This window comes from Streptomyces mangrovisoli, from assembly GCF_000974985.2.
GTDB lineage: Bacteria > Actinomycetota > Actinomycetes > Streptomycetales > Streptomycetaceae > Streptomyces > Streptomyces mangrovisoli.
Genome location: NZ_LAVA02000019.1, coordinates 1 through 25773, shown reverse-complemented (window position 1 = coordinate 25773; position 25773 = coordinate 1). Strand labels below are relative to the sequence as shown.

Here is a 25773-nt window from a genome sequence, read left to right as displayed (position 1 = left end):
AACAGCGCCGACGGGTGGTCAGGTCTGGGCCGCGGGGGCGTGTGGCACCGGCCGGGGCCGGTTCAGGCGTGGCGTCGGTACCGGGCGTACGCCTTCTCCGGCTGTGCCAGGTAGGTCCAGGGCCACTCGGTGTAGGCGCCGTCCAACTCGTGGAAGACGCGCGGGGCGACGACGCCCTCGTGGGCCAGCGACAGGGCCATGGCGAAGATGTTGAAGTCCTGGTGCCATCCCGGGTGCCGCACGTAGTCGGGGTGCAGGATGCTTCGCCTGGCCGCGTCCCTGAGCTCGCGCTGGATCTCCGGGGTGTCGAGGCACGTGCGGTCGTCCGCCTCCACCCAGTCCTCGATGTGCGCCATGGGGATCACGCAGCCGAGGGGATGCCCGTCGGGCGCTCCGGCGAATGCCTCGCGGGCGAACGCGAGGCCCTGTCCCGGCCCTCCCTGCCAGCGCGGCTGAAGGCGCGACAACCACTGGAGGTGGGTGGGGAGATCCAGCGGATCGCGCCGCAGAGCGGCGTCGAGGCGGGCCTCGTTGACCGGGGCGGGCAGCGACATGCCGCTGCCGGAGGTGAGCAGATACGTCCACGGGGTGATCCACTGGGGTCGCAGCTCGGCGGCTTCGAGCAGGTGCTCCTCGCCGATGGTCAGGCGCTCGCGGAAGAGGCGCCACTGCTCGCGCGAGACGTTGGCGGCGCGTGCCCCCGTACGCGCCTCCCAGCCCCATCTGATGTGGCGCGCGCCGGATATGAGCAGGGCCGTGGCCCGGTGCTCCTTGTCCTCCGCGATGGCGCGGCCGATCCAGTCCTGCACGCCGGCGACCTCGGCCACTTCGGTCAGCACCTCGTTGTCGCGGCCGAGGTCGAACGGGGCGGACGCCGCCTTGACCGCGTCCCAGTCGCCCGACTCGGCGGCCACCACCAGGGCCATCACCCGGGTGTCCCCGAGGGCTTGGAGCTTGTACACCCCGCCACGTCTGCGCGGTGCGGGAAGGGCGTACGGATCCGCCGCCGGTCTCTCCCCGCCCCTGCCGAACAGCCTGCCCAACATGCCGTGACCTCCCCTGGGTCCTGCTTGATCGTCTGACGCAGCATAGGTGCTACCTCTGACATCGGGGCCACGGGATTTCCCCGGGACGGCTGACGAACGGGAGTGGGCCGCCTGGTGACAAGTGATCATGGTTGAGGGAGGATGAGGCCTGGTCCCGGCGCCAAGGCGGGGCAGCGGGAGCAAGGGGACGCGGGGGCGAGTGGATGATCCTCCGCGCGTGCGGGACGCGGGACTTGGTCGCCGGTCCCGAGGGGGGAAGTGATGACGGTGGCGAACCCGTTCCGTGTCGGAGGTCTCCTCGACAGGGCGGTTCCGTGGATATCGGCGGCGACGGCGACGGCACTGGCCGCGACCGTCGCCGTCTCCGGCACCGAACGCACCTTCAAGGTGGCCGCGGGCCTGGCCGCCGTGGTGATCGTGGCCCGGTGTGCGTACCTGGTCGTGTGGAGGCGCCGCTTGTGGCGCTCGGCCGAGGGCGGCGGGCTGAGGGCCGAGCGCTGACGCCGGTCGGTTGCGGGCGGATGCGGAACGCCGGTCGCTCGGGGGCCGGCGCCTGACGTCTGTCCACTCGCTCGACAGCGGACAGCGGATGCCTGACGCCTGACGCCTGACGCCTGATCACGGGGCCCGGCGCGCGATCGTGCCCGCGGGACCGCGTGAGACTCTGGCGCCCATGACCCGCATCCTGACCCGCACGGACCTGCTGGAATTGCTGGATCCCGAGGACTGCCTCAGGGCGCTGCGTGCGGGGTTCGCCGCCTCGGTGCAGACCACGCTGCCAGGCCGGCGGGTCCGGACCGACCTCCCTTTCCCGGGCACCGCGACCGCTCTGCTGCCGGGGCTGCTTCCCGGGGCGGACGCCTACACCGTCAAGGTCAACGCCAAGTTCCCCGGCGCGACTCCGGCCTTGCGGGGCGTGATCTGCCTTCACAGCGGCGCGGACGGCGAGCTGCTGGCGCTGCTCGACTCCGCCACGGTCACGGCCTGGCGCACGGGTCTCGCCGCGGCCCTGGCCACCGACCTGATCGCCCGCCCGTACGGCGAAGGCGCCCGTACCGTCGGTGTGATCGGGGCCGGGGCCCAGGCGGAACTCACCCTGCGCGGGCTTCGGGCGCTGCGCACCTGGGACCGGCTCGTGGTGCACGACACCGACGCGGAGCGGGCGGCCGACTTCGCGCGGCGGCACGGCGGCACGGTCGTGTCCGCACCGGCACGGGTGGCCGCCGAGGCGGACGTCGTCGTTCTGGCCACATGGTCGCGCGCACCGTTGCTGGGCCCGCAGGACGTGCGTCCGGGGCAGCACCTGACCAGTCTGGGCGCCGACGAACCCGGCAAGCGGGAACTTGCCGCGGAGGTGCTCACCGGCGTGCGGCTGATCGTCGACGACGGCGAGCTGGTCGCCGCGCACGGCGCCCTCGCCGACGCCGGCCTTCCCGCCTCGACGGCCGCCGCCTCGCTCGGGGAGATCGTCCGCGGTGACGCACCGGCCAGGAGCCATCCGATGGAGACGACGGTCTACGCGCCCGTCGGCCTGCCCTGGCAGGACCTGGCCCTGAGCCGGCTCGCTCTCCGGGCTGCCGAGGCGGCGGGCAGGGGAGTGGTCGTCGACCTTCTGTCCTGAGCCGGACTCATTTGAGCCGGAATCTCCTGAGCCGGACGCTCACTCGTAGGACCCTCGCGAGCGGAACCCTGACGAGCGGAACCCTCACGAGTCGAAGCCTCACGAGTCGAAGCTAAGGCAGATTTATAAGGTAGCTTTAGCATATGAACGACGACCTGGACCCGCACGGAGTCGCCTCGGCCCTGCTGGCGAGTCTCAGCGTGCTGGTGCGACGGGTACGCCAAGTGCCGGTCGACGGCGGGCTGACCATGCCCGAGCGGACCGCGCTGTCGCGGCTGGACCGCGTGGGCCCCACCACGTCCTCGGCGCTGGCCCGGGAGGTGCAGATCACCGCGCAGGCCATGGGCGCGACGCTGAACGCGCTACGGGCCCGCGGCCTGGTCGAGCGCCGGCCGGACCCGGACGACGGGCGGCGCGTGGTGCTGACGGTGACCGACGCAGGCCGGCAGGCGCTTCAGGACAAGCGCAACGCACGGACCGAACTCCTCGCCGGGGCCCTGACCGGTGGCGCGTTCACCCCGGCGGAGCTGGAGCAACTGGCGGCGGCGGCGCCGCTGTTGGAGCGTCTGGCCCGCAACATCTGACGCCGACGGACACCACCAGGAAGCAGACTCGATGACGGACCTCCCCCCGACACGCGCTCCGGGCGGTGCGGACCGCTCCGGCGCGGACCGCTCCGCGGCGGACGACCGCTACAAGTGGACCGCGCTGACGAACACGACCGCCGCCGTCTTCATGTCCGCGCTGGACGGCTCGATCGTGCTGATCGCCCTGCCCGCGATCTTCCGCGGCGTGCACCTGGACCCCCTGGCCCCCGGCAACATCGCCTACCTCCTGTGGATGATCATGGGATACCGGCTGGTCCAGGCCGTTCTGGTGGTCACGGTGGGCCGGTTGGGAGACATGTACGGCCGGGTCCGGATGTACAACTCCGGGTTCGCGGTCTTCACCTTCGCCTCGATCCTGCTGTCCTTCGACCCCTTCGACGGCGGCCACGGAGCGATGTGGCTGATCGCGTGGCGCGTGCTCCAGGCCGTCGGCGGGTCGATGCTGACCGCGAACTCGGCGGCGATCCTGACCGACGCGTTCCCGGAGGAGCAGCGCGGCTTCGCCCTCGGCATCAACCAAGTCGCCGCCCTGGCGGGCATGTTCATCGGCCTGGTCGCCGGAGGCCTGCTGTCGGCCTGGGACTGGCGGGCGGTGTTCTGGGTCAACGTGCCCGTCGGCGTGTTCTTCACGGTCTGGGCCTATCGCACCCTGCGGGAGACGGGGAAGCGCGGCGGCGGCCGTATCGACTGGTGGGGCAACATCACGTTCGCGGTCGGTCTCAGCGCCGTGCTGATCGCGGTCACCTTCGGGCTCCAGCCCTACGGCGGTCACACGATGGGCTGGACCAACCCGCTGGTCGACGCGCTGCTCGCCGCCGGACTGCTGCTGCTCGTGGCATTCGTCGTCGTGGAGCGGCGAGTCGACGCGCCGATGATCCAACTGAGCCTGTTCCGCCGACGCGCCTTCACCTTCGGCAACCTCGCGGGCCTCGCCATCTCGATCGGCCGCGGCGGGATGCAGTTCGTGCTGATCATCTGGCTCCAGGGGATCTGGCTCCCCCTGCACGGCTACGACTACGGCGACACCCCGCTGTGGGCGGGCATCTTCATGCTGCCGCTCACCGCGGGCTTCCTCGCCGCGGGTCCCGTGTCGGGCTATCTGTCCGACCGGATCGGCTCCCGTGGTCTGGCCACGGGCGGCGCCGCGCTGTTCGGCGCCACCTTCCTCGGACTGATGGTCCTGCCGATCGACTTCGACTACTGGATCTTCGCCGTGCTGATCGCGCTCAACGGCATAGCCAGCGGCATGTTCGCCTCTCCCAACTCGTCCTCGATCATGGGGAGTGTGCCCGCGCACCTGCGGGGTGTCGCCTCCGGGATGCGCGCCACCTTCCAGAACTCCGGCACCGCCGTCTCCATCGGGGTGTTCTTCTCCCTCATCGTCGCCGGACTGGCCGGCAGCCTCCCGCACACCCTCACCGCCGGGCTGCGCCACCAGGGAGTGTCGGCCGAGGTCGCCCATCAGATCGGCAGTCTGCCCCCGGTCGCGTCCCTGTTCGCCGCCCAGTTGGGCGTCAACCCGATCCAGCACCTGCTCCAGCCCACCGGCGCGCTCGCGCATCTGACCGCGGCACAGCAACACACCCTCACCGGACGCGAGTTCTTCCCGAGCCTGATCGCCGGGCCGTTCCACTCCGGCCTCGTCGTCGTCTTCGCGTTCGGCGCCGCCCTCGCGTTCCTCGCCGCGATCGCGTCCCTGCTCCGCGGCACCGACCCCGCCGCCAGGCCTCCGGGCCCGCGTACGGCCACTCCCGGTGAGGCCCTGGCCCCCGCGTCGGACGGCCGACACCCTCGCCCCGACACCACCACCCACACCACCACCGACATCACCGACACGAACGAGGCAAGCCGATGACCCTGCTGGGCCGACTCCTGATCAACCGCAGGGCGGGGGACACCCATACGGCGTGGAAGCTGCCCAACCTGCAGGCCCCCGAGGCGCTGACCGTCACCAGCGAGGGTTTCGGCGACGGCGGGACGATGTCGCTTGCGCACTGCGCGAAGAACATCGGCGGCACCAACGTCTCCCCGCACCTGGCCTGGACCGCGCCGCCGTCGGGCACCGCGCAACTCCTGCTGGTGGTGGAGGACATCGACGTTCCCATCAGCAAGCCCGCCGTGCACTGCGTCGCCTTGATCGACCCGGCGACCGACCACCTGGAACCCGGCGCCCTGGCCGCCCGCCGCCCCGGAACCGGCGTGCGGGTGCTCCGCGCCACCATCGGACGCGGCTACCACGGCCCGGGCCCCATCAAGGGCCACGGCCCGCACCGCTACGTCTTCCAACTCTTCGCCCTCTCGGCGCCCTTGGACGGCACACCGGGCACGCCCCCGGCCGACCGAGCCCGCCCCCGCACCCTCCTGCCCGCGATCACCACCCCGGTCCTGGCCCGCGGCCGCCTGACGGGCGTGTACGAACGCTGAGGTCCGGCTCAGGCCCACGGTCGTGGTGTACGTCGCACCGCCCGGCCGGCCCCGGCGCAGGAACAGCAACTCGCCGCCGTCGAACATGGCGGAGTGGAGACCGGTGACGCCGACTACTTCGAGCCGGTCCGCGGCGCGTGGAAATTCGATGGAACCGCCGTCGCGGCCGGGGCACAATCCCCCGGGAATCGGGGTGCGGGGGAGCCGGCTTGGACGTGTTCGTGTGTGCCGGGTGCGGCGCGGAGCTGACGGCGGCGGTCTCCCGGGTCGCCCTTCCCGTCCACACGCACCACGGGGCGTGGGAGCAGCTCCACCCCGCGCTGATGGAGCCCGCGACGTACGCCGTCGACCCCCGGCCCACGGGGCCGCCCTATCGGCGCTGGACCGAGGTCGGAGCCGACGCGGCCGCCCGGCAGGGCGTGTTCGCGCCCAGGTACTCCGTCTCCTTCGGCGCGCGGAACCGGATCGTCATCGCCCCCGGCGACTCCCGGTCGATGACCCTGATCCTGGAGAAGTGCGAAGGATACTGCCGGGGTGTCGACGGCCGGGCCGGGCCCAATCTGGCGTGTGACGGGTGCGGGCGGCCCGTGGCGACCCGTATGGACGACTGCGGGATGTGGCAGACGGTGTGGCTCGAACCCGACGCGGTCGTACGCCGACCCTCCGGACCATCGGCCGGCCCCCGTCCAGGCTGGGGCGATCTGGAACGGGCGGAGCACCGCGTCCCGCCCGTGGAACTCGACGGCTCCTGGAACCCTCGCTGGGAGGCGGCGGTCGGGGTCGCGCTGGCCCACCTGGTGGCCGTCACCGAGGACCGTCCGGTGCTCCTTCCCGCCGGTCCCGTCGGCGAGTTGCTCGGCGACGCCGTCGCCCGGTGGCTCCCCGCCGGGCCCGACGAGCCCCTCTCCGTGGAGCCGGCGGGGCCCGGGATCGACCCGCCGCGTCCGCGCCCCGATGTCCTTCTCGTCCCGCGCCATCCGCTCACGGGTGCCTCCTGGCGTCCGCCGGGCGACCAGGGGGCCGTGGTCCCGCTGGACAGCGGGGTCTGGGCGTACCTCGCCCACCCGGGCGGCGATACCGCCCCCGTCCCCGCGACCGGGGCCCTGCCGGAGGGCGTCCTGCGCGACGACTACCCCGAGCCGCCGCGCCGACCCTGGTACCCGCTGCCCGCCAACCGCAGTGCGTTCGTGGACACCCTGGTCGGGCTGCCCGCCGTACGCTCCCCCCGGCTGCGCAGATTCCACGAGGACTTCGAACGGGCGGCTTCGCCCGCGTGGGCCACCTGAACCGGACGACGGCCCCCCGGGGCCTGCCGCGCTCGACGGCCGGCCCGCCGCGTCCGACGGCCGGCCCGCCGTTCTCGACGGGCGGGCCGGTGCGCTCGGTTCAGCCCCCGAGGTGCGGGCTGTACAGGGCGGAGAGGAAGCGGGTGACGATGACCTCCCGGGTCGCCGGGGGCAGCGCGTCCAGCAGGCGGTTGACCGCCGCCATCTTTCCGGCGTCGGCGCCCGAGGGATCGAAGCCGACCGCCGGGAGCAGGGCCGCGAAGGAGGCGTCGTCCAGGTCGGTGAAGTCGATCTCGGCGACCAGGCCCACCAGGTCCGGCGACGGCACCGGCGGGCCCAGCGGACGTACCGCCTCCGCCGCCTCCGCGATGACGGCGAGCAGCGCGTCGACGCCCTGCTCGCTGACGCCGGTGAGGGTCAGGTGCAGGTTGGCGGGCAGGTCGGCGCCGAGGCTGAGCTGGGGCTGGAGGTAGAAACCACGCTCCCGGGCCGCGTCGGCGAGGGCGAACAGGTCGAGCGTGTCGGAGCCGATCGCGACGAGGCTGGCGTCCGGGCTGCCGAGCACGGTCAGTCCGTCGATCGCGTCGACGCCGTCGATCAGGCGGCGGGTCGCGGCCAGCGTGGCGCGGCCCAGCTCGCGGTAGCCGTCCGCGCCGAGCGCCTGAAGGGTCGCCCATGCCCCGGCCAGCGGTCCGGCCCCCTTGCTGCTCTGGATGGTGGAGTTGACGACGGTGTAGCCGGGCCAGCCCGCGCAGGCGTAGTACGCGGCCCGGCGCATCGCCTCGTCGCGGAACAGCAGCACGGACGCGCCCTTGGGGGCGTACCCGAACTTGTGCAGATCACAGGAGAGCGAGGTGACGCCGGGCACCGACAGGTCGAACGGCGCGATGTCCGCGCCCGCTTCGGCCAGCCACGGCAGCAGCCAGCCGCCGACGCAGGCGTCCACGTGGCACGGCAGTCCGCGCTCGGCGGCCAGGGCGGCGATCTCCGCGACCGGGTCGACGACGCCGTGCGCGTAGGACGGCGCGGACACGACGACGAGCACCGTGGAGTCGTCGCAGGCGGCGGCCGTCGCCGCGGGGTCGGCGCGGAACGTCGTGGGGTCGACCGGTACGGCGTCCACGCGCACGCCGAGGTAGCGGCCGGCCTTGTGGAACGCGGCGTGCGCGGTGACCGGCACCACGATCTTCGGGTCGCGCACCTCGGGCCGGGCGTCACGGGCGGCCTTCACGGCGAGGATGATCGACTCGGTGCCGCCGCTGGTGAATATCCCCGGGGTGGCGGCGTCGCCGCCGAGGCGGGCGGCGACCGCCCCGACCACGCTGCGCTCCAGCGCCACGATGCTCGGAAACGCCGTGGGATCGAGGCCGTTGACCTCCATCATCGCGACGTACGCCTGCTCGGCGGCCGCTCGGACCTCCGGGCGTCCGCTGTCGTAGACGTAGGCGGCGGTCCGGCCGCCCCGGGTGGGCAGGTCGGCGGCGGTCAACTTGCCGAGCTCGGCCAGGAGTTCATCGGCGGGGCGGCCTACGGCGGGCAGCATCAGAGGAGGTCCTTCGCGAGGGCGGGGGCAGGGGAGGAGACGGCGGCCCGGCGCTTGCCGTAGCGGCGCAGCGCGGGCAGGGAGAGCAGCATCAGCACGGCCGGTACGACGCTGAAGCCGAGCAGGACGCCGGTGCGGGCGGCCGAGGTCTGGGCGACGGGATGGTCGAGGGTGGAGGAGACGAAGCCGGTCGCGGCCAGCGCGAGCGAGTACGCGCCGGGTCCCACGGCCAGGCCGATGGTCTCGCCCGCGGTCCACAGTCCGGTGAACGCACCGGACTGGGCGTGCCCCGTGCGGGCGGCGTCGGCGAGGACGGTGTCCGGCAGCAGGGCCAGCGGCAGCACCTGCAGGGCCGCGTAACAGATGCCGAGCAGGACGCACAGGGCGAGTACGGCGGGTACGGCACCCGCGGCGACGGCCGGCAGCAGGGCCGCGGCGCCGGCCGCGTAGCCGCAGGTGGCGACGGTGAAGCAGCGCAGCCTGCCGTAGCGGTGGGCGGCGCGCCCCCACAGCGGCACGGCGAGCGCGCTGGGGGCGACCAGGCACACGAACAGCGCGGAGGTGAGGCCGTAGGAGCCGAGGCGGTAGGTGGCGACGTAGGGCGCGGCGGCGAGCATCACGGCGACGCCCGCGGCCTGCGCCACGAACGCGGTGAGCAGGGCGAAGAACGCCCGGTTGCCGCGTGCCGTACGGAAGGCCGCGGCGAGTCCGAGCGGCTCCGGTCCGGGCCGGGACCGTACCCACCGGGTGCCGCGCGTGGCGACGGCCAGCACGGCCGCGACGATCACGGCCACGGTCGCGCCCATCGCCGCGTACCCGGGGCGTCCGCCGCCCGCCGCGTCGACGACCGCGGGCGCGAGGCCGCCGGCGACCAGGATGCCGAGGGTGAGGAAGACGATCCGCCAGACCATGACCCGGGTGCGGGCCGCGCTGTCGTCGGACATCTCGGCGGGCAGCGCCACGTAGGGCACTTGGAAGAGCGAGAAAGCGCTCGCGGCGAGGACGAACGTGGTCGCCACCCATGCCTCGGCGGCCGCTCCGGTGAACGGGCACAGGAACATCGCGGCGAACGCCACGGGCAGCGCGAGCGTCCCCGCGAGCAGCAGGCGGGTGCGGCGACCGGTGCGCACGGCCTCGCGGTCGCTGGCGGCGCCGACCATCGGGTTGAGGAACGCGTCCCACGCCTTGGGCAGGGTGACGACGAGTCCGGCGAGCCCGGCGGCGACCCCCAGGACGTCGGTCATGTAGTAGAGCAGCAGCAGGCCGGGGACGGTGGAGAAGACACCGGTGCCGATGGAGCCGAGCCCGTAGGCGGCGAGCCGGCGGCGCGGCGGTCCGGCAACGCTGCCGTCACCGGTCACGGGTGTCCTGTCGGGTGTGCTGTCGGGTGTGGTCATCTCTCGACCTGCCGTCTCTGCGGCGGCAGTCCCAGGTCGCGCAGGACGAGCGTGCGCAGGTGACGGCGGAAGCGTTCCACGGCGTCCTTGTCGCCGGGGCCGCGGCGCACGGCGTCCCCGTCGAGGATGCCGGAACGGCAGAAGCCGTGGGTCGACCACAGGACCGTCCAGATGGTCATCTCCAGGTCAGCGCCCGGCGCTTCGTCCGTGGGGAAGGCGGACACGACGGCCTCGCGGACCGACTCGATGAGGGGCCGGGCGAAGTCGGCCTCCAGCTCCGAGACCTCGTCGGCGTCGGAGAGCCAGCGACGCATCCACAGCGCCGGGACCTGCGGGTGCTCCAGACAGAAGTCGAGATAGCGGTCGACGAGCCCGGCCACGGCGGCGCCGGGGGAGGCCGGAACCGTGGCCCGGAACTCGGCCAGCGCCATCTCCAGCGCCGACCGCTCGGCCTGATGCGCCCGGCGCATGACCTCGACGTAGAGCTCCTTCTTGGCTCCGGTGTGGTAGTTGACAGTGGCCATGTTGAGCCCGGCCTCCGCGGCGATCTGCCGGGTGCTGGTGCCGTCATAGCCATGTTCGGCGAAAAGCCTGGTGGCGGCATCGACGATGCGCTCGCGACTGGTGTCGGACATGCGCGGACGCTAACACCGGCATCGGGTCTCAATCAATCGATTGATGGAGACGGAATCGTCGGCCTCGGACGGTGTCTGCCTGCATCACCCCGCCAGGGCTGGATCACCGCCCTCGGTCTCCATCGCCCCGCTCGGTCTCCATCGCCCCGCTCGGTCTCCATCGCCCCGCTCGGTCTCCATCGCCCCGCGATGCGACCCGGTGAAAGTCGCTCGCCCCCGTCCTCCCCCCGAAGGGACCCTAGGGTCATGGAATTTCTTGCCTATCACCGTGACCGGGTCGGCTCTCTCCCTTTGCGGGACGCGTTGTTGGAGCAGCATTGGGCGTATATGGACCAGTATGCGAAGGAGATGATCGCCCGCGGGCCGACCCTGGCCGACGACGGTGACACGCCCACCGGCAGCGTGCACATGCTCGATCTGCCCGATCCCGCCGCCGCCCGCGCGTTCGCCTTCGACGAGCCGAACTACCAGGCCGGCGTCTACCGCGACGTGCTGCTGCGGCGGTGGCACAACCTGCTGGGGCGCACCATGTGGGACTTCCCCGGCGGCCGGAGCGGCGGCCATCGGTACCTGGTGTTCGGGCTCGGTCTCCGTGGCTGCGGCCGCTCCGGCGGCGAGCCGGGCGGTGGTCTCGCGCTGCCGGAGGACCGGGAGGAACTGATCGCCTACGGGCCGCTGTTGTCCGACGACGGCGCGACCTGGCTGGGCACGGCCGCGTTGCTCCGCGCGCCCGGCCCGGACGCGGCACGCGCCGTGCTGGCCCAGGACCTGTACGCCGACATCGAGGTGCACAACTGGCAGTTCGGCGGCAGGCCGTAGCGAGCGGGGAGCGCGCAGGAGCCGACACGCGTCACGTGTCGGCTCCCGGCGTGTGGTGGTCGGGTCAGCTGCCGGTGTGGATCAGCGGCTCGCCCTCGGGGGTTTCGTGCCCTGCCGTCTCGGGAGAGGCCTCGGACCGACCGGCCTTCGCCATGAGTACGGCTACGGCGACGGCGGCCAGCGCGGCGGCCGCGGCACCGCCGAGCAGGGCGATGTGCATGCCGTCGACGAAGGCGCCGCGGGCCTGCTCGGCGACCGGACCGCCGATGGCGTGCGCCGCCGCCAGCGACGAACGGGCCGCCTCCGCCACGGAGTCCGGGGTGTGGGGCAGGTCGAGGTGGCTGCGGTAGGAGGCGCTGAGCATGCTGCCCAGGACGGCGATGCCGAGCGCGCCGCCGAGTTCGCGGGAGAGGTCGTTCATCGCCGATCCCACGCTCTGCAGCGACCGCGGCAGCGCGTCGGTGATCGCGGTGGTCGCCGGCGTCATGGCCAGCCCCATCCCCGCGCCGAGCAGGACCAGTCCGGCGGCGATCAGCCCGTACGGGCTGTCCGCTGTCACCTGGCGCAGCACGACCATGGCCAGCGAGACGGCCACCAGACCCAGCGCCCAGGGAGCCCGCAGGCCGAACCTCGCCACCAGCCGCGGCGAGAGCCGGGACACCGGCACCATCGCGAGAGCCATCGGCACCATGGAGGCGGCCGCCACCAACGCGCTGTCGCCGCGCACCAGTTGCAGATACTGCATCGTCACGAAGATGAATCCGAAGAACACGAAGAACTGGAGCATGATCGACAACGATCCGGCGGCGAAGGGGCGGTTGCGGAAGAGCCGCGGGTCGAGCAGGGGGTTCGACCGGCGCAGCTCGTAGCGCACGAACCCGAGCAGCACCAGCAGACCGAGGGCGATTCCGCCCAGCGTCGCCGGGTCGCCCCAGCCACGCGTCGGCGCCTCGATGACGGAGTAGACGAGCGCGACCAGTCCGGCGACGGCCAGCACCGCGCCGCCGACGTCCAGCCGCGGGTGGTCCGCCTCCGCCGACTCCGGGACGAAGATCCACGTACCGGCGAACGCCACGGCGGCCAGGACGACATTCAGCCAGAACGCCGACCGCCACGACCACTGCTCCAGCAGCAGACCGGTCGCGAAGACACCGACCAGTGCCGAGGCACCGGCGACCGCCGCCCACACACTCACCGCCCGCGCCCGCTGAGCCCGCGGGAAGGTGGTGGTGATCGTGGACAGCGTGGCGGGCATGACCAGCGCGGCGCCCATCCCGAGCACGCCGCGCAGGCCGATCAGCGCGGCCGGACTGGTGGTCAGCACCGCGGCGGCGGACCCGCCGCCGAAGACCGCGAGCCCGATCAGCAGCGCCTTGCGCCGGCCGAAGCGGTCCCCGAGCGCGCCCGCCGGCAGCAGCAGCGAGGCGAAGACGAGGCTGTAGGCATCGACGATCCACGACAGATCGGTCTGTGAGGCCCGCGTCTCCCGCGCGATGCCGGGAAGCGCCACGTTCAGGGAAGCCATCGCGGCGACCACGGCACCGAGGGCCAGGCAGGTGACCGCCAGAACGAGGCCGTGCCGTTCGGCCGGTGCGGCGGCGGTGGGCGAGTCCATGTTGTCCTTCTCTCCTCGGCCCGGACCTGTCGACCCCGGGCAGCCGTGAGAAGAGTCGCTCCCCAGGGCCCATGGTGACCACGACGATGAAATAGCGGCGGGGGGAGGGCGGGCCCTTGCCGCCCCCTGACAGAGGCCCGGGGAAGCCACTCTGAGCTGCATGAATGTAGGGGCGGGGGATTGTGTACGGTCGCGGTCCGCGGGCGCCGGCAGGGAGGGTCGAGGCCCGGGGCGGGACCCTGATGAAATACCTGCCCCGGGCGCGCGAGCGCCGGGGCGCTCGGTGCGCCCCGGCGACTAGCATCGTGTGCGTGACGAACGAAGGTGCCAAGCGCGGCCGTAGACCGGGAAGGCCCGACACCCGTCGCGCGATCCTGGACGTGGCCCGTCGGCGGTTCCTGCGGGACGGCTACCGCTCCGTGACGCTGCGGTCGATCGCGGCCGAGGCCGACGTCGACCTGGCCCTGCTCAGCTACTACTTCGGATCGAAGAAGGGCCTGTTCGGAGCCGCCCTCGCGCTGTCGGCGAACCCCGCCGAACTGCTCGCCCGGCAGATCGAGGAGAACGACCTCGACTCCTTCCCGGAGCGTGCGCTCGGTCAGCTGATGGCGGCCTGGGAGGCCCCGCAGGCGGGCGCCGCCCTGCTGGGGATGTTCCAGAGCGCCGTGTCGGACCAGGCGGTCGCCGCGCTGGTCAAGGAGGCGCTGGAGGGAGAGATCGTCGACCGGCTGGCCGACCTCTCCGGCGGACTCCACGCCCATCGGCGCGCCGCGGCCTTCTCGTGTGTGCTGGCGGGCCTGATCACCACCCGCTACGTGCTGCGCCTCGAACCCATCTGCTCCATGAGCCGGGAAGAGGTGGTGCGCCTGTTCGTCCCCCAACTGCGCCTGGCCCTGGGCCTTCCGCCACGGCGCCAGCCGTCACGGTCACGCGCCTCCTGACCGGCGCCGACGCGGGTGCCCTGCCGGGAGGCGCGGACAACGAGGAGCCGTTCCCCGGTCCCGCGAAGGGCAGGCCTCAGGCCTGGGTGAGGGGCAGGCCCTAGTTCTCCAGGCGCACCGGCATCAGGACCGAGAAGCTGCTGTCGTCGTCCACGCGGCGGATCGCGAGCGGTGCGGTGGGCGCGCCCAGTTCCAGGACCAGCTCGTCGCGGCCCCCGGCGTCGAGCGCGTCCAGCAGATACGACCGGTTGACGGCGACATTGGCCGGGTCGTCGTCGCCGTCGTCGCACACCAGCACCGTGTTCGCGTCCGTCACCCGCAGCACGCTGAGTTCGCACGCCCGGCCGTCCGGGCCGTGCGTCTCGCCCGTGCGGACCGGACCCGTGCGCAGCGTCCGACGGAAGGCGGCCACCTCGACGCCGGCCCGGCGGCCGGCCGGCAGCTCGACCAGCCGCCGGTAGTCGGGGAACTCGCTCGCGAGGCTCGGCCCGGCCGCCTGCCGGTCCGCGCTCAGCAGCGTCACGCAGTCGCCGTCCAGCTCGAAGCGGGCGTCGTCGTCTCCGGTCAGCAGCGCCCGCATCGCATCGGCGAGCGGAGAGTCCACGACGACCTGGGTCCGCGGACCGTCGTACCCGCTCGTGCGGGCCCGCGCCACGGCCATGCGGTAACGGTCGGTGGCCACGAGACGCAGTGCGTCGCCCTCGACGTCGAACAGGATCCCGCCCAGCATCGGCAGGTCGGGATCGGTGGCGACCGCGAAGCGCACCGAGTCCAGCGCGGCGGCCAGTTCGGGCGCGGGGACGGACAGCCGGAAGGGGGTGGTGGTGGCGATCGAGGTCATCGGGTGCTCCCTGTGGTCGAGTTGAGCGCGGAGTGCGGAGAACTCGCCGCGGGCATCGGACAGGTCCTGCTCCAGTCGGTGCAGGTGGGCCCGGAACAGCCCCCGCACCAGGTCCGCGTCGGCACCGGACCAGGCGGCGAGGGCGAGCCGGATGTCGGCCAGCGGCATCCCGGCGCGACGCAGCCGGGCCAGCAGCCGGGCCTCCGTCACCTGCTCCGCCCCGTACCAGCGATAGCCGCTGACCGGGTCCACCCAGGCCGGGACCAGCACACCGGCACGGTCGTAGAACCGCAGCGCACTCACACTCAGTCCGCTGTCCCGGGCCATCTCTCCGATGCTGCGCATGTCGTTCTCCACATCAGGAACCCTGAGGCCTCGACATGGTCGAGGGTCAACTCCGATCAGGGGCCGACCCCGTGCACGGGTCAACTCCGATCACGGGCCGACGCCGTGCACGGGTCGACTCCGTCGGCGAGGCTGCGCCGTTCACGGTCCCGCCGCACGGCCGTGGCCCCGTGTGGCAGAGTCGGGCGTCATTGCCCACGTCGGCCACCCGTGGTGAGACCCGGTGGCCGAGAGGATAGGGAGCCGATCCATGTCCGATGAGATCACCTTGCGCCCGGTGACCGCCGACGATCTCGACCTGTTCGAGCGCGAACGGGGCGGGCCCGAGGGGACCGGCCCCTACCAGTGGTTCGGCTACGGTTCCTCGGCCGCCCTGCGCCGGCAGTTCGCGGACAACGGTCTGCTCGGCCAGGACGGCGGTGTGCTGTCCGTCGCGGAGGCGGGCCTGACGGTGGGCCGGGTCGAGTGGTTCGCCGGCTCCTGGGGGCGGCCCGCCACCTCCACCTGCTGGAGCCTGGCGATCGGCCTGGTGCCGGCCGTACGCGGCCGCGGGATCGGCACGCGGGCCCAGCGGCTGCTGGCCGAGTACCTCTTCGACCACACCAGGGCCGAACGGCTCCAGGCCTGGACGGACTGCGCCAACCTCGCCGAGCAGCGCGCGCTGGAGAAGGCGGGTTTCGTCAAGGAGGGCGTGCTGCGCTCCGCGCAGTGGCGCGGCGGACGCTGGCACGACCAGGTGCTGTTCTCCATGCTCCGGGCGGATCACGAGAGCCGGCGGGCGGCGGCCTCGTAGGTGGTGGCCGGTGTGGAGTTGAACGCGATGGCCGCCTGGGGCGCGTGCCGCCGCACCAGGTCGACCAGTTGCTCGAGGAGTTCGACCTGATCGTCCGAGTGCCGCAGGCCGCCGCCGATGGTCACGCACTCCCATGACCGGGCCCGCAGGGCATCGGCGACGACCGTTTCCACGTCGTCGCCGCCGTCCAGGCCGATGAGGCAGGTCTCGACGCCCACGCCGTGCTCGGCGAACTTGGCGAGCCCCTCCTCGATCGCGCGGGCGACCGGCGCGGGGTCCCATGGCCCGGGAACCCGGTACGGATCGAGTCCGATGACCAGGACGCGGGGCGCGGGCGTGGTGTCCATGTCCGGACCATACGCGGTGAGTGGTCGAGGCGGCGCGGGAAGAGACGGCCGAGACGGGCGTCGGGGCCGCACTGTCGACGACAAAACAGTCTTGAAGGTCTGTTCTGTGTGAGGTGGATCATGTCGTGCATGGGTCGCGGCGGGAGGGCGGGGCAAGGGTTCGGGTGCAGAAGACGGCGCATGTCTGTACATGTTTGTGCCGTTTCTCTGGGGTTCGACTAGCGGGTCGGTGGGGTGACGGTCGCGGGGAGGTGGGGCGCCGGATTTGGTGTTGACATACCGCACGTGCTGTTTTTTACTCGGAGGTGGTGCCGTCGGCAGGCGGTACGAAGACGGGGAGTCGGTGGGTGTCGTGGCCGTACTGGACATCGGTGTGTTGGGGTCGCTCGCGGTGCGGGTGAACGGTGTGTCGGTGGCGCCCTCGGCGCCGAAGCCACGACAGGTCCTGGCGTTGCTCGCGGTGAACGCCGACCGGATCGTCGGCGTGGACGTGCTGGTCGAGGAGTTGTGGGGGCGGACGCCGCCCCGCAGCGCCCGGCCGACGTTGCAGACGTACATCCTCCAGATCCGTGAGCTCATCACGGCCGCGCTGGGCGCGGACACCCCGGCGGACACGGACGCTCCGGCGGACGCGGAGTCCTCGAAGGACGTGCTGGCGACCGTGCCCGGGGGCTATGTGCTGCGCGTGGGCGGCGGCGGAGTCGACGTGTGGGAGTTCGAGCGGCTCGCCGGCCGCGGCTACCGGGCGGTCGACGGCGAGGACTTCGCTGCGGCGGCCGGGCTGCTGGGCGAGGCCCTGGGGCTGTTCTCCGGCGTGCCGCTGGGCGACGTGACGACGGGGACGCATCTGCGTACGCAGGTACGGCGGTTGGAGGAAGCGCGGTTGTGTGCGCTGGACCAGCGCATCGACGCGGAACTGAGGCTCGGGCGGCATCGCGAACTGCTCGCCGAACTCACCGTGCTGGTGTCCCGCTATCCGGCACACGAGAGCCTGTGCGGCCAGTTGATGGTCGCGCTGTACCGGTCGGGGCGGCGGGGCGAGGCATTGGAGGCCTACCAGCGGCTGCGGACGGTGCTGGTGCGCAGTCTCGGACTGGAACCGTCCGCGGCCCTGGCCAAGTTGCAGCGGTCGATCCTGCGGGCGGGGCCGGAGTCGGGCGTGCTGGGTGCGGGCCGCGCGGTACGGCCGGCCGCGCCCACTGGACCCACCGGACCTGCCGTGGCGGCCACGGCGGCCGTTCCCCCGGCTCCGCCCGTGCCCGGTGTCCGTCTGACCGGGCCCGTCGCGCCCGCGGCGCGTCCGGTGACCCCGATCGGCCGTGCGGGCCGCGCCGGAGCGTGACGGCGGGCGCGGCGGCGGACGGCGTACCCGCCGCCACCGGCCGGAGAGTCGTGTGCCGCCGAAAAGCCCGGCGGCGCGCCGGGGTGTGGCGGGGTTCGAGCCGGGTTTTAGTGCGGGTGGCCACTCTGGGTCCGGGCCGGAGAGGGGGTCAGCCATGTCGTCTGCACGGACACTTCACACGCGTGCGGGTTCCGCCGTACGTCTGGCAGCTCCCGCGGGTGTCGTCTACGGCCTCCTCGCGGACGTGGGCTGCTGGCCCGTGCTGCTGGAGCCGTGCCTGGCCGCCGAGCGGCTGGACGTGTTCCCCGGCGGTGATCTGCTCCAGGTCTGGGAACTGGCCCGGGGGCGGGTTCGGGCCTGGCGGGTGACGCGCCGCCTGGATCCGGTGCGGCGTGTGGTGGAGTGCGAGCGGCGTCCCGATCCCGCCGACCCCGATGTCGCGCTCCCCGCGGCGCCCGGCGTGTGCGCCACGCCGGGCCCGGCCCTCACCCCTCCCGCGCCTTCCGACGCGCTCGCTTCCCCGCTCCGCGGCGCGCCGCCCGCCCGCGTGTCCGATGCCGTACCCGATCGCGCTGTCCGCGCGGAGGAGTACGCCGCCGGGGTGGTGCGGAGCGTGTGGCGGGTGACGGAGGCCGGGCCCGATGCCTGCGTGGTGCGGCTGGAGCGGTCCGGGGCGGAGTGCGTCGGCCGCGGGCGGTGCGCGACAGCACTGCGGAGGGAAGTACGGGCCGCCGTACGGACGGTGGCCCGGGCCGCGGTGTCGTGGGAGCGGTGGGACGAACTGCTGGTGGGCTGGGAGGAAGGCGTCGTGCTGGGTGGGCCGCCGGAGGTCGCCTACCAGGTCGTGGCAGAGGCCGGTGCCTGGCCGGACGCGGTGTCCGGTGCGGTGCGGGCCGAGGTGGCGGAGCCCGCGACGGGGGTGCAGGTGGCGGTGACGGAGTGGGCCGGGCGGCCCGGGGACGGCGGTGTGGGGGTGTTCGGCTCGGTCCGGCTGGCTTTCGCGGGCGCGGGCCGAGTGGTGGAGAAGGACGTGGTGCGGCCGGCGGGTCTTGCCGCGTCGGCGGGGTCGTGGTCGCTGGTGCCGGACGCGGCGGGTACGCGTCTCGTGCGGTGGCGGGGTGTGCTGCTGGATCCGGATGCGGTCCTACGACAGCCGCGCGCGGCCGCGGATGCGGCCGGGGCCGGTCCGTCCCAGGAGCCTTCCGTGGACGCCCGTGCGGCCGAACTCGGGCCGCCGGAGGCGCCGTTGGCGGTGGTGCGTGACGAGGTGCGGTCGTGGCTGTCGAGAGCGGACAGGGAGGTGCTGGCCCTGGCCGAGTGGCGGGCGGGCAGCGTGCTGCGGCACGTGGGATGAGCGAGGTCGGCCGCCTCCGGGGACGGTGGCGGCGGACCGTGACGGAGCCGTAGTGAGGATGCCGAGGAGGGACGACGGCGATGGGCGTACCCGGGCACGGCATGGATGCTTCTTCCGCCCCGCCGCAACCGCGCGGGGATGCCCCGAACTGCCGCTGTGCGGCGGCCGGGCCGCAGGGCGGCGGGTGGGTTTCCACGGCGGTGCTCGGGCGTGCCGCCCGGCTGGAGGCGCTGCTCGGGGAACCGTACGATCCGGGCAACCCCTACGGGCTGGACGCCCTCACGGCCGGGCGCACCCCGGGTCGTTCGCCCCGCGGGGCTGCCGCGATCCTGAGCGGGCTGGTCGAGGCGGAGGCCGTGCCGGTCGCGCGGGGCGGCCGGTTCGCGGGCGGCGCCGATCTGGTGCGGGCGGTCGATCCGCTGTTCGGGCGGGACGCGGCATGGGGACATGGCTGGGTGGCGGGCGGGGTACGGGCGGCCGAGGCGGGCGGGGCGGTGCTGCCGCGGGCGGCGGAGCTGGCGCGGCTGCTCGTGCCCGCGGCCCTGGTGGCGGCCGTACGAGCCGTGCTGGAGGACGTGGTCGCTGCGGTGGCCGGAGTGGCGCCCGAGGCGGCGGGGCGCTGGCTCGGGGCGCTGACCGGCGTATGGGCCGATGTGTGGGCGTGCGAAGGGCTGGTGACCGCGGCGCTGCGATCGCTGGAGCTGCCCGCCGACACCGGCGCGGCGGTCCGTGCGGCGGCGTCGTACGCGGTGCCGCTGGTCCTGTCCGAGGTGCTGGCGGAGGCGGACCTGGCGTTGGCGGAGTGCGCCCCGGACGGCGCGGAGCGGGTGGCGCGCCGGTGCGCGAAGGCGGCGGCGGACGTGGTGCGGCTGAGCGGACGCACGCAGGCGACGGCCGGGCGCGAGGGCCTGGTGCGGGCGCTGCCGTGGCTGGCGGGGCTGCGCGCGGAACGCGACCCGGACACGGCGGACTTGCTGTTCGGGCCCCGGCCGGCGTCGGCCGGTCGCCGTGCGGATCCTGCCGGCCGCTCTGCGGATTCTGCCCGTTGCCATGCTGATCCGGCTGGTCGCCGTGCTGATCCGGCCCGTGGCCGTGCGGATGCCGGGGCGGGCACACCTGACCGTCCGCGCCGCCCCGGGCCGGTCCCCGTCACCCTGGACGGCTCACGCGGGCTCTACGTCGGTGGGTTCGTCGGCGAGGTGGGCGGTCCGGGTGACTGCGAGGCCGCGGTCTTCGGCGCGCTTGTCTCGGCCGCCGGGGCGCGAGATGGCCGCGCCGGGGCCGACGGCACAGGGGTGCGAGATGCCCGTTCCCGGGCCGACGGCACCGGGAACGCCGGTGGAGACGGGTGTGCTTGTGGCGTGGGCGTTCCGGCACTGGTGCGGCGGCTGGTGAGTGAGTGGCGGCTGCTGGAGCGGGACCGGTGCGCCGCGGGCGGGGTGGCGGACGCGGGGGCGCGGGCGTTGGCGGACCGGTACGCGCAGTTGCTGCTCGCGGGCGTCGTGGTGGGGCTGCGGGAGGCCGCCGCGGACAGCGGCGCGGGGCTCGCGGCGGGGTGGGGCTGGGTGTGGCTGGCGCTCGCGCGGGTCGCGCAGCGGCTGGGGGTCGCGGAGGACGGTGTGCCGCCGGAGGTACGGGCGGCGATGGCCGGACACATGCGTGAGCGGGTCGCGCGCGGTACGGGGCTGGGGTTGTGCCCGAGCGGAGGCGCGCGATGAACGCCCGGCGGCCGGACGGGGCCCTGGGCTCGGGTTCGTCCGCCCACGGGAGCCCCTTGTACGTGGGGGGCGTGGAGGGGCCGTGGGAGGAGGTGCAGAACCGTTTCGCCGAAGTGGGGCGGGTGGTGGTGTACACGTCGTGGGGGGTGTGGGCGGCGTCGGCGTTGCTGGATCCGCGGCTGGGGCAGGTGCTCGGGCGGGAGTGGGCCCGCTACCGCACGGGGGCCTCGGCGGCGGGTCGGCTCGGGTTCGTGGCCTCCCGCTATCTGATGAAGTACACGGCGGCGGCGGTGCTCGAGGTGCCGCCGGGGACGGTGGACGTGGTGCACACGCCGGCCGGGCGGCCGGGGGTGCGCGGGTGGGACGGGCGGCTGGCGCTGAGTCTGTCGCACACCGACGATCTGCTGGTGGTGGCCGTCAGCGGCACGGGTCCGGTGGGCGTGGACGCGGAGCGCGCGGACCGGCGGCTGGCGGTCGACCTGCTGCTGGCACAGGTGGCCACGCCCGCGGAGGCGGCCCGGCTCGCGGGGCTGGGGGACGAGGAACGGCGGGCGCGGCTGCTGAGGTTGTGGACGCTGAAGGAGGCGTACACCAAGGCGCTCGGTCACGGACTGCGGCGACGGTTCTCCCGCTTCGGGCTGGAGGAGACGGGCGGCGGAGTGCGCGGCGGCGCGGACCATGGGACGGGCGGCGGGGCGGACGATGGGCCGGGCGGCCCGGCTCGAGTGACGCCTGAAGCCGCCGAGGACTCGGGGAGTGCGGAAGACGGCGTGGGCGGTTGGGAGTTCGCCACGCATCTCGTGCAGGGCCGGTACGTGGTCAGCGAGGCGCACCGCCGGGGTTGGGCAGGGCTTGCCGCCTGCTCCACCGTTGTTGCACATTCGCTGGAGGAGCCGCCGTCCGGCTCCGCCGCGCCCCTACCATCGCTTGCGGACCCGTACCCCGCTGAGCACCGGCACCGCTCCGCCGGCGGTCACCCTGACTGTGCATCAAATACGCGCACCATCAGGCCACCTGGCGCATCGCACCCGGACCCGGACCCGGACCCGGAGCCGGGCCCGGACCCGGAGCTCGACCCGAACCCGGACCTGGAGCCGGACCCGGGCGGAGGCGGTGGCCCGTGAGGGGCGAACGGAGTGCGAACGGACCGGCCGTCGCGGGGCTGCGCGTGCGTGCGTACGCCCCGACGAGCAGGCCGGTGTGCCGTGCGGATCAGGTACGACGTGTCGGGCGCGATCGGGTGAGAAGGGGGGAAGGGGGCCGGGTCCTCGTCGTGACGGCGGGGCATGGCGCCCGGGGATTCGGATGAGCGGTCAGCGATCTGTGCCGGGCGTGGTGTCCTGCGTGGTGCACCGGCCCGGCGGCCTGCCGGGCGCCCCCCTGGTGTTCGAGTTGTGCGGTCCGCTGACGGCGGGCGAGGCGGAGAGTGTCGCGGCGCGGATCGTGGAGCGCCATCGGGCGTTCGCGGTACGGCTGGACAGCCGTGCGGAGGGCCGTCACCTGCTCACGCTCGAACCCGCCTCCCGGCCGGCCGCGCCCGCCTCCGTCCCCGGCACGGGGTCCGCCTCCGGTCCGGTGCCCGATGCGGGGCTCGGCCTCGATCCCGCCGTCGACCGGGCCGCCGCGACCGCCCCGGGCCAGGTGCCGGGCCCCGTGGCCGGACCGTCCGGTTCGCCGGGTGTCTCCGGGGAACTGCTCGCGGACCTGCTGGTGGTGCCGCCCGGGGCGGAGACGGTGGCGTTGCGGGCGGGCCAGCGGGCGTTGGTGCGGGAAGCCGTCGAGGGGCGGGAGCGCGGCCGGCACGTGGAGCAGCTGTGCTGGGTGTGGAACGGACCGCTGGACACGGCGCGCTTCTCGGCGGCGTGGCAGTCGGTGGTGGAGCGGGAGAGCGTGCTGCGGGCGTCGTTCGACTGGGTCGCCTCGCCGCGCCTGGTGCTGCACCGGGCCGCCGTGGTGGACGTGGTGCGCGGCGCGGCCCCGGGCGGTTGGGCGGACGTCGTCGAGCGGGACCGGGTGGCCGGGTTCGATCTGCACCGGGCGGGGCTGCTGCGGGTGACGCTGCTGGAGGAGCCCACCTCGCCCGCACCGCCGACGCGGGCCGCACGGCCCACGGGTCCGCGGGTGCCGCGCGGTCTGGGCGCCCCGCCTCCGCCTCCGCCACCGCCCCCGGCGTCGCCTGAGCCTTCGTCCCCGTCCGTGCCGCCGCCTCCGCCGTCACCCCCGCCGGTCGTGCCGCCCGCACCAGCCGGCCCGCGCGGCCCGCGTGGGCCGCGCGGAGCGGCCGGTTCTGTCGGCTCGGGCGCTCCCTGGGGTTCGAGCGGCGTGACGCGGGTGCTGCTGACGTATCACCGGGCCCTGCTGGACGAGCGGGCGGTGCACGTTCTGCTGCGGCAGTTCTATCGGGCGTATCTGGCGGGTGGCCTGTCGCCCGGCGGAGAACGGCGACCGGACGTCCGGGACCACGCGCGGTGGCTGGAGGGCCGCAGCGCCGCCGCGGCGCGGGCGTACTGGACGGCAGCGGCGCCCCCGCGCGACGCGGTCGTGGGGGTGGGCGTGCCGGGCGGCCCGACCGGACAGAGCGGGACCGCCCAGGTACGCCGACGGCTGCGCGCCGGGCAGAGCCGCCGGCTGCGGGCGTGGGCGGCGGAGTGGGGCGCGGGCGAGAGCAGCGCGCTGCATCTGGTGTGGGCGTTGCTGCTGTACCGGGCGGCGGCCCAGGGCGCGGTGCGCGGCGCCGTGCGGGTGAGTTTCGGGGTGTACCTGCCGGGGCGGGACATCGCGCTCGCGGGGGCGGCCGAGGCACCGGGGTTGCTGGGCAGCGCGCTGCCGGTGACGGTGACGGTCGACCCCGACGCGCCGGTGGGCACGCTGGTACGGCAGGTCCGGGACGCGGTGCTGGAGATGAGCGCCTATCCCTGGGTCTCCGGCGAACTGATCGGCCGCTGGAGCAGCCCCTCGGACGACGACCCCGGCGCGCCCGGCGCCGCCGACGCACCCGGCCACGGCCACGGCGGACCGGGTCAGGGTCCGGGTCCGGAGTCGGCGCGCAGGCACCACGAGCAGGACGAGGGCGCCCCGGGCATCCCGGCCGTGGAGAGCACGGTGGTGTTCGACAGCCGTCCCGAGCTGCCCGCGGCATTGCGCGGTGAACTGACCGCGCAGGGGATCCGGGTGGAAGTGCCGCATCTCGCGGGCGGGGACACGAGCGCGGCGGTGACGCTGACCGCCCGGCACGACGCGGACGGCGGGCTGAGCCTGACCGCGCACTACGACCGGGCCGTGCTGCGCGACGCGGACGCTGCACGTACGATCTCGCAGTGCGCGCGGGTGCTGTCCCAACTGCCCGACGTGACCGACCGGGGCGCGTCCACCGGCCAGGTGCTGCGCCTGCTGGAGGGGGCGGGGGTCGCGCACGCGGCGCCCCGTCGGCCGGCCGCGCGCCGGCTCTCGCTGGCCACGCTGCGGCTGGGCCGGCCGGGCGCCGACGTGATCTGTCTCGTCGCCGACGGCGGGGTGGTGCCGGGCACCTACGACCGGTTCACCGACGCGCACCAGGGGCCGGAGCGGATCGTGCTGCTGAGCTGTCATACGGCCCCGCGCCGGCTGCCACCGGCGCTGGTCCAGGCGCTGGGCGGCGGCGGGCGGCTGTTGCTGTGCGGGGCGGGATCGGGCGCGTCCATGGCCTACGGCATCGCCCGCACCGTCGCGGCCGGGTGCCGTCCGGTGGTGGTCATGGCGGGGGTGGGCGGCGCCGAACAGAGCGCACAGGCCCTGGCGGAGGGGCTGCGCACCGTCCTCACCGACCCCGCATGACCGGCTCCCGCCCCGCGTCACCCGCCTCCCGCGCCGCGTCACCCGCCGCCTGCTCCGTACACGCCGTCGTCAGGGGGACAATGCGCGCATGACCCGTCCCAGGATCCGTGTCGCGGCGTACGTGATCCGGCGTCGGACCGGCGCCGAACTGCTCGCGTTCGACCACGTCGGCGCACCGGAGGCCGGTACCCAGATCCCGGCGGGCGGAGTCGATCCGGGCGAAGCGGCGGCCGAGGCGGTGCTCCGGGAGGTCGCCGAGGAGACCGGGCTGCGGACGGCGACGCTGCTTGGTGAGATCGCCGTGGACGACAGCCCGCACCCGCTGACGGGCCTGCCGCGGCGCACGCACTTCTTCCATCTGCGGGTGCCGGAGGAGACTCCCGACGCGTGGCGCCACGTCGTCCGCGGCGACGGCGACGACGCGGGTCTCGTCTTCGCCTGCCGCTTCCTGCCCCTGCCGCTCGAACAGCCCTTGGCCGACGACCAGGACGCCTGGCTGGGCCGTATCGATCCGCGATGGGCCACCCCCGGCCGTATCCGATGACCACGACGACCGAGGTCGGCCGCGTCCGATGACCACGACGACGGGTCGGCCGTATCCGATGGCCACGGTCCGCCCCGCCTGACGGCCGCCGTCATCCGCACCTGGCGGCCGGTGCCGGCTGGGCCCTTCGAGCTGCCTGACGGCCCGTCGGCACGCCATCCGTGCACGGCCGTACGAGCCACCAGAGACCGGCGCGGCACACCCCGCCGGACCGCGCCGCGGCAGGGGCGTTTCGAGCGGAACGTGAGCGTTCGTCGAGCGGTCCGGGTGAGGGTTTTGAGCGAAGCCTTGGAAAGGAGGCCGCCATGGGCGCGACGGGAGAGACCGGGCACACCGAGGACGCTGTGCGCATCGTGCGGGGGCAGGCCACCGAGGAGGAGCTGGCCGCGGTGATGGTCGTGCTGCTCGCGCTGCGCGCGGGCGGTGCACCGGAGCGGCCGGGCGGGCCGGCGCGACGGCGCGCCGGTTCCCGGTTGCGGGGTCCGGAGCGTTACCGGGCCCCCAGGAGCTGGCAGTGACGGGGACGGATCCATCCGTCCCGGGAAGGGACTGACATGACGATGGCGTTGGCCCACCATCGGAGCGGACAGGACCGCGCGATCGGGCAGGACTCCCGGACCGGGGACGAGCCCCGCGCGGATCAGGGGACGACGGACATCCACGGGCGGGTGGCACACCTGCGCGAGATCCGTGCGCAGGCCCTGGCGGGTCCCGGTGCGAAGGCGACCGAGGCGCAGCACG

At 74.2% G+C, this 25773-nt stretch carries 24 protein-coding genes; 17 read left to right on the top strand and 7 right to left on the bottom strand.

The genetic code is table 11. The annotated features are described in order from the left end of the window. Positions 1–62 precede the first annotated feature (62 nt). The gene (locus WN71_RS09485; protein WP_046591336.1) at positions 63–1046 is read right to left on the bottom strand and encodes a hypothetical protein; all 984 of its coding nucleotides are present in this window, start codon (positions 1044–1046) and stop codon (positions 63–65) included. Between the two features lie 261 nt (positions 1047–1307). Between WN71_RS09485 and WN71_RS09480 the strand changes: the two genes are divergently transcribed. The 6 genes from WN71_RS09480 to WN71_RS09455 all read left to right on the top strand — a co-directional run bounded on the left by WN71_RS09480 (position 1308) and on the right by WN71_RS09455 (position 6985). After that, a complete protein-coding gene (locus WN71_RS09480) occupies positions 1308–1547 on the top strand; it encodes a hypothetical protein (protein WP_046591335.1) in 240 nt (79 codons plus the stop codon). 172 nt (positions 1548–1719) lie between these two features. Beyond that, positions 1720–2667, top strand: coding sequence for an ornithine cyclodeaminase family protein (locus tag WN71_RS09475; RefSeq protein WP_046591334.1), 948 nt, complete (start codon positions 1720–1722; stop codon positions 2665–2667). A gap of 143 nt (positions 2668–2810) precedes the next feature. Continuing rightward, entirely contained in the window at positions 2811–3251 is a 441-nt protein-coding gene (locus tag WN71_RS09470; protein WP_046591333.1) for a MarR family winged helix-turn-helix transcriptional regulator, read from the top strand. Between the two features lie 31 nt (positions 3252–3282). Next, entirely contained in the window at positions 3283–5130 is a 1848-nt protein-coding gene (locus tag WN71_RS09465) for an MFS transporter (RefSeq protein WP_420856479.1), read from the top strand. Then, the gene (locus tag WN71_RS09460) at positions 5127–5699 is read left to right on the top strand and encodes a YbhB/YbcL family Raf kinase inhibitor-like protein (protein WP_046591332.1); all 573 of its coding nucleotides are present in this window, start codon (positions 5127–5129) and stop codon (positions 5697–5699) included. Before WN71_RS09465 ends, WN71_RS09460 begins: the two co-directional genes overlap by 4 nt. A gap of 209 nt (positions 5700–5908) precedes the next feature. Beyond that, the gene (locus tag WN71_RS09455; protein ID WP_046591331.1) at positions 5909–6985 is read left to right on the top strand and encodes a hypothetical protein; all 1077 of its coding nucleotides are present in this window, start codon (positions 5909–5911) and stop codon (positions 6983–6985) included. 100 nt (positions 6986–7085) lie between these two features. Here WN71_RS09455 and WN71_RS09450 read toward each other — a convergent pair whose 3' ends face one another. The 3 genes from WN71_RS09450 to WN71_RS09440 are packed head-to-tail and all read right to left on the bottom strand — an operon-like array spanning position 7086 to position 10560. Next, positions 7086–8528, bottom strand: coding sequence for a pyridoxal phosphate-dependent decarboxylase family protein (locus tag WN71_RS09450; protein WP_046591330.1), 1443 nt, complete (start codon positions 8526–8528; stop codon positions 7086–7088). Beyond that, positions 8528–9925: an MFS transporter gene (locus WN71_RS09445; protein ID WP_046591329.1), complete on the bottom strand. Its 1398-nt coding sequence runs from the start codon at positions 9923–9925 to the stop codon at positions 8528–8530. The genes WN71_RS09450 and WN71_RS09445 overlap by 1 nt, the downstream gene beginning before the upstream one ends. Continuing rightward, entirely contained in the window at positions 9922–10560 is a 639-nt protein-coding gene (locus tag WN71_RS09440; protein ID WP_046591328.1) for a TetR/AcrR family transcriptional regulator, read from the bottom strand. Before WN71_RS09440 ends, WN71_RS09445 begins: the two co-directional genes overlap by 4 nt. 246 nt (positions 10561–10806) lie before the next feature. Here WN71_RS09440 and WN71_RS09435 point away from each other — a divergent pair, with 246 nt between their 5' ends. Continuing rightward, positions 10807–11379 (top strand): YciI family protein, encoded by a 573-nt coding sequence (locus tag WN71_RS09435; protein WP_046591327.1) that lies wholly within the window; start codon positions 10807–10809, stop codon positions 11377–11379. A gap of 64 nt (positions 11380–11443) precedes the next feature. On the opposite strand, the gene WN71_RS09430 is transcribed toward WN71_RS09435, so the two are convergent. Further along, on the bottom strand, positions 11444–12994 hold the full coding sequence (locus tag WN71_RS09430; RefSeq protein ID WP_046591326.1) for an MFS transporter: 1551 nt from the start codon (positions 12992–12994) through the stop codon (positions 11444–11446). A 311-nt stretch (positions 12995–13305) separates the two neighbouring features. On the opposite strand from WN71_RS09430, the gene WN71_RS09425 reads away from it, so the two are divergent. After that, positions 13306–13935, top strand: coding sequence for a TetR/AcrR family transcriptional regulator (locus WN71_RS09425; protein WP_046591403.1), 630 nt, complete (start codon positions 13306–13308; stop codon positions 13933–13935). 100 nt (positions 13936–14035) lie between these two features. Here the strand turns inward: WN71_RS09425 and WN71_RS09420 are convergent, their stop codons facing one another. Next, complete coding sequence (locus WN71_RS09420) at positions 14036–15121, bottom strand: DNA polymerase III subunit beta family protein (protein ID WP_079177776.1); 1086 nt, start codon at positions 15119–15121, stop codon at positions 14036–14038. Positions 15122–15371: 250 nt separating this feature from the next. Between WN71_RS09420 and WN71_RS09415 the strand changes: the two genes are divergently transcribed. Then, positions 15372–15914 (top strand): GNAT family N-acetyltransferase, encoded by a 543-nt coding sequence (locus tag WN71_RS09415; protein WP_046591324.1) that lies wholly within the window; start codon positions 15372–15374, stop codon positions 15912–15914. Here the strand turns inward: WN71_RS09415 and WN71_RS09410 are convergent. Then, a complete protein-coding gene (locus tag WN71_RS09410; RefSeq protein WP_046591323.1) occupies positions 15884–16261 on the bottom strand; it encodes a hypothetical protein in 378 nt (125 codons plus the stop codon). The genes WN71_RS09415 and WN71_RS09410 overlap by 31 nt on opposite strands. Before the next feature lie 352 nt (positions 16262–16613). Between WN71_RS09410 and WN71_RS09405 the strand changes: the two genes are divergently transcribed. The 8 genes from WN71_RS09405 to WN71_RS09370 all read left to right on the top strand — a co-directional run. Next, the gene (locus WN71_RS09405) at positions 16614–17603 is read left to right on the top strand and encodes an AfsR/SARP family transcriptional regulator (RefSeq protein ID WP_338058681.1); all 990 of its coding nucleotides are present in this window, start codon (positions 16614–16616) and stop codon (positions 17601–17603) included. A 154-nt stretch (positions 17604–17757) separates the two neighbouring features. Then, complete coding sequence (locus tag WN71_RS09400; RefSeq protein WP_107469611.1) at positions 17758–18957, top strand: SRPBCC family protein; 1200 nt, start codon at positions 17758–17760, stop codon at positions 18955–18957. 200 nt (positions 18958–19157) lie between these two features. After that, positions 19158–20675 carry a hypothetical protein gene (locus WN71_RS09395; RefSeq protein WP_052743166.1) on the top strand — a complete coding sequence of 506 codons (1518 nt, stop codon included), beginning with the start codon at positions 19158–19160 and terminating at the stop codon, positions 20673–20675. Positions 20676–20746: 71 nt separating this feature from the next. Beyond that, complete coding sequence (locus WN71_RS42250) at positions 20747–21799, top strand: 4'-phosphopantetheinyl transferase family protein (RefSeq protein ID WP_143074821.1); 1053 nt, start codon at positions 20747–20749, stop codon at positions 21797–21799. Between the two features lie 181 nt (positions 21800–21980). Next, entirely contained in the window at positions 21981–24488 is a 2508-nt protein-coding gene (locus WN71_RS43220) for a condensation domain-containing protein (RefSeq protein WP_046591321.1), read from the top strand. A gap of 88 nt (positions 24489–24576) precedes the next feature. Then, complete coding sequence (locus tag WN71_RS09380) at positions 24577–25032, top strand: NUDIX hydrolase (RefSeq protein ID WP_046591320.1); 456 nt, start codon at positions 24577–24579, stop codon at positions 25030–25032. 305 nt (positions 25033–25337) lie between these two features. Next, positions 25338–25550 carry an acyl-CoA carboxylase subunit epsilon gene (locus WN71_RS09375; protein WP_046591319.1) on the top strand — a complete coding sequence of 71 codons (213 nt, stop codon included), beginning with the start codon at positions 25338–25340 and terminating at the stop codon, positions 25548–25550. Positions 25551–25586: 36 nt separating this feature from the next. Further along, positions 25587–25773, top strand: a 187-nt coding sequence (locus WN71_RS09370) for a hypothetical protein (protein WP_143074820.1), incomplete at its 3' end; no start/stop codon positions are given.

Excerpts from the sequence above, each read along its gene's own strand:
- WN71_RS09430 (WP_046591326.1), bottom strand. The coding sequence starts at position 12,994 with ATGGACTCGCCCACCGCCGCCGCACCGGCCGAACGGCACGGCCTCGTT.
- WN71_RS09460 (WP_046591332.1), top strand. The coding sequence starts at position 5,127 with ATGACCCTGCTGGGCCGACTCCTGATCAACCGCAGGGCGGGGGACACC.
- WN71_RS09470 (WP_046591333.1), top strand. The coding sequence starts at position 2,811 with ATGAACGACGACCTGGACCCGCACGGAGTCGCCTCGGCCCTGCTGGCG.
- WN71_RS09410 (WP_046591323.1), bottom strand. The coding sequence starts at position 16,261 with ATGGACACCACGCCCGCGCCCCGCGTCCTGGTCATCGGACTCGATCCG.
- WN71_RS09380 (WP_046591320.1), top strand. The coding sequence starts at position 24,577 with ATGACCCGTCCCAGGATCCGTGTCGCGGCGTACGTGATCCGGCGTCGG.
- WN71_RS09375 (WP_046591319.1), top strand. The coding sequence starts at position 25,338 with ATGGGCGCGACGGGAGAGACCGGGCACACCGAGGACGCTGTGCGCATC.
- WN71_RS09440 (WP_046591328.1), bottom strand. The coding sequence starts at position 10,560 with ATGTCCGACACCAGTCGCGAGCGCATCGTCGATGCCGCCACCAGGCTT.
- WN71_RS09415 (WP_046591324.1), top strand. The coding sequence starts at position 15,372 with ATGTCCGATGAGATCACCTTGCGCCCGGTGACCGCCGACGATCTCGAC.
- WN71_RS09485 (WP_046591336.1), bottom strand. The coding sequence starts at position 1,046 with ATGTTGGGCAGGCTGTTCGGCAGGGGCGGGGAGAGACCGGCGGCGGAT.
- WN71_RS43220 (WP_046591321.1), top strand. The coding sequence starts at position 21,981 with ATGAGCGGTCAGCGATCTGTGCCGGGCGTGGTGTCCTGCGTGGTGCAC.
- WN71_RS09420 (WP_079177776.1), bottom strand. The coding sequence starts at position 15,121 with ATGCGCAGCATCGGAGAGATGGCCCGGGACAGCGGACTGAGTGTGAGT.
- WN71_RS09450 (WP_046591330.1), bottom strand. The coding sequence starts at position 8,528 with ATGCTGCCCGCCGTAGGCCGCCCCGCCGATGAACTCCTGGCCGAGCTC.
- WN71_RS09465 (WP_420856479.1), top strand. The coding sequence starts at position 3,283 with ATGACGGACCTCCCCCCGACACGCGCTCCGGGCGGTGCGGACCGCTCC.
- WN71_RS09445 (WP_046591329.1), bottom strand. The coding sequence starts at position 9,925 with ATGACCACACCCGACAGCACACCCGACAGGACACCCGTGACCGGTGAC.
- WN71_RS09475 (WP_046591334.1), top strand. The coding sequence starts at position 1,720 with ATGACCCGCATCCTGACCCGCACGGACCTGCTGGAATTGCTGGATCCC.
- WN71_RS09435 (WP_046591327.1), top strand. The coding sequence starts at position 10,807 with ATGGAATTTCTTGCCTATCACCGTGACCGGGTCGGCTCTCTCCCTTTG.
- WN71_RS09480 (WP_046591335.1), top strand. The coding sequence starts at position 1,308 with ATGACGGTGGCGAACCCGTTCCGTGTCGGAGGTCTCCTCGACAGGGCG.
- WN71_RS09400 (WP_107469611.1), top strand. The coding sequence starts at position 17,758 with ATGTCGTCTGCACGGACACTTCACACGCGTGCGGGTTCCGCCGTACGT.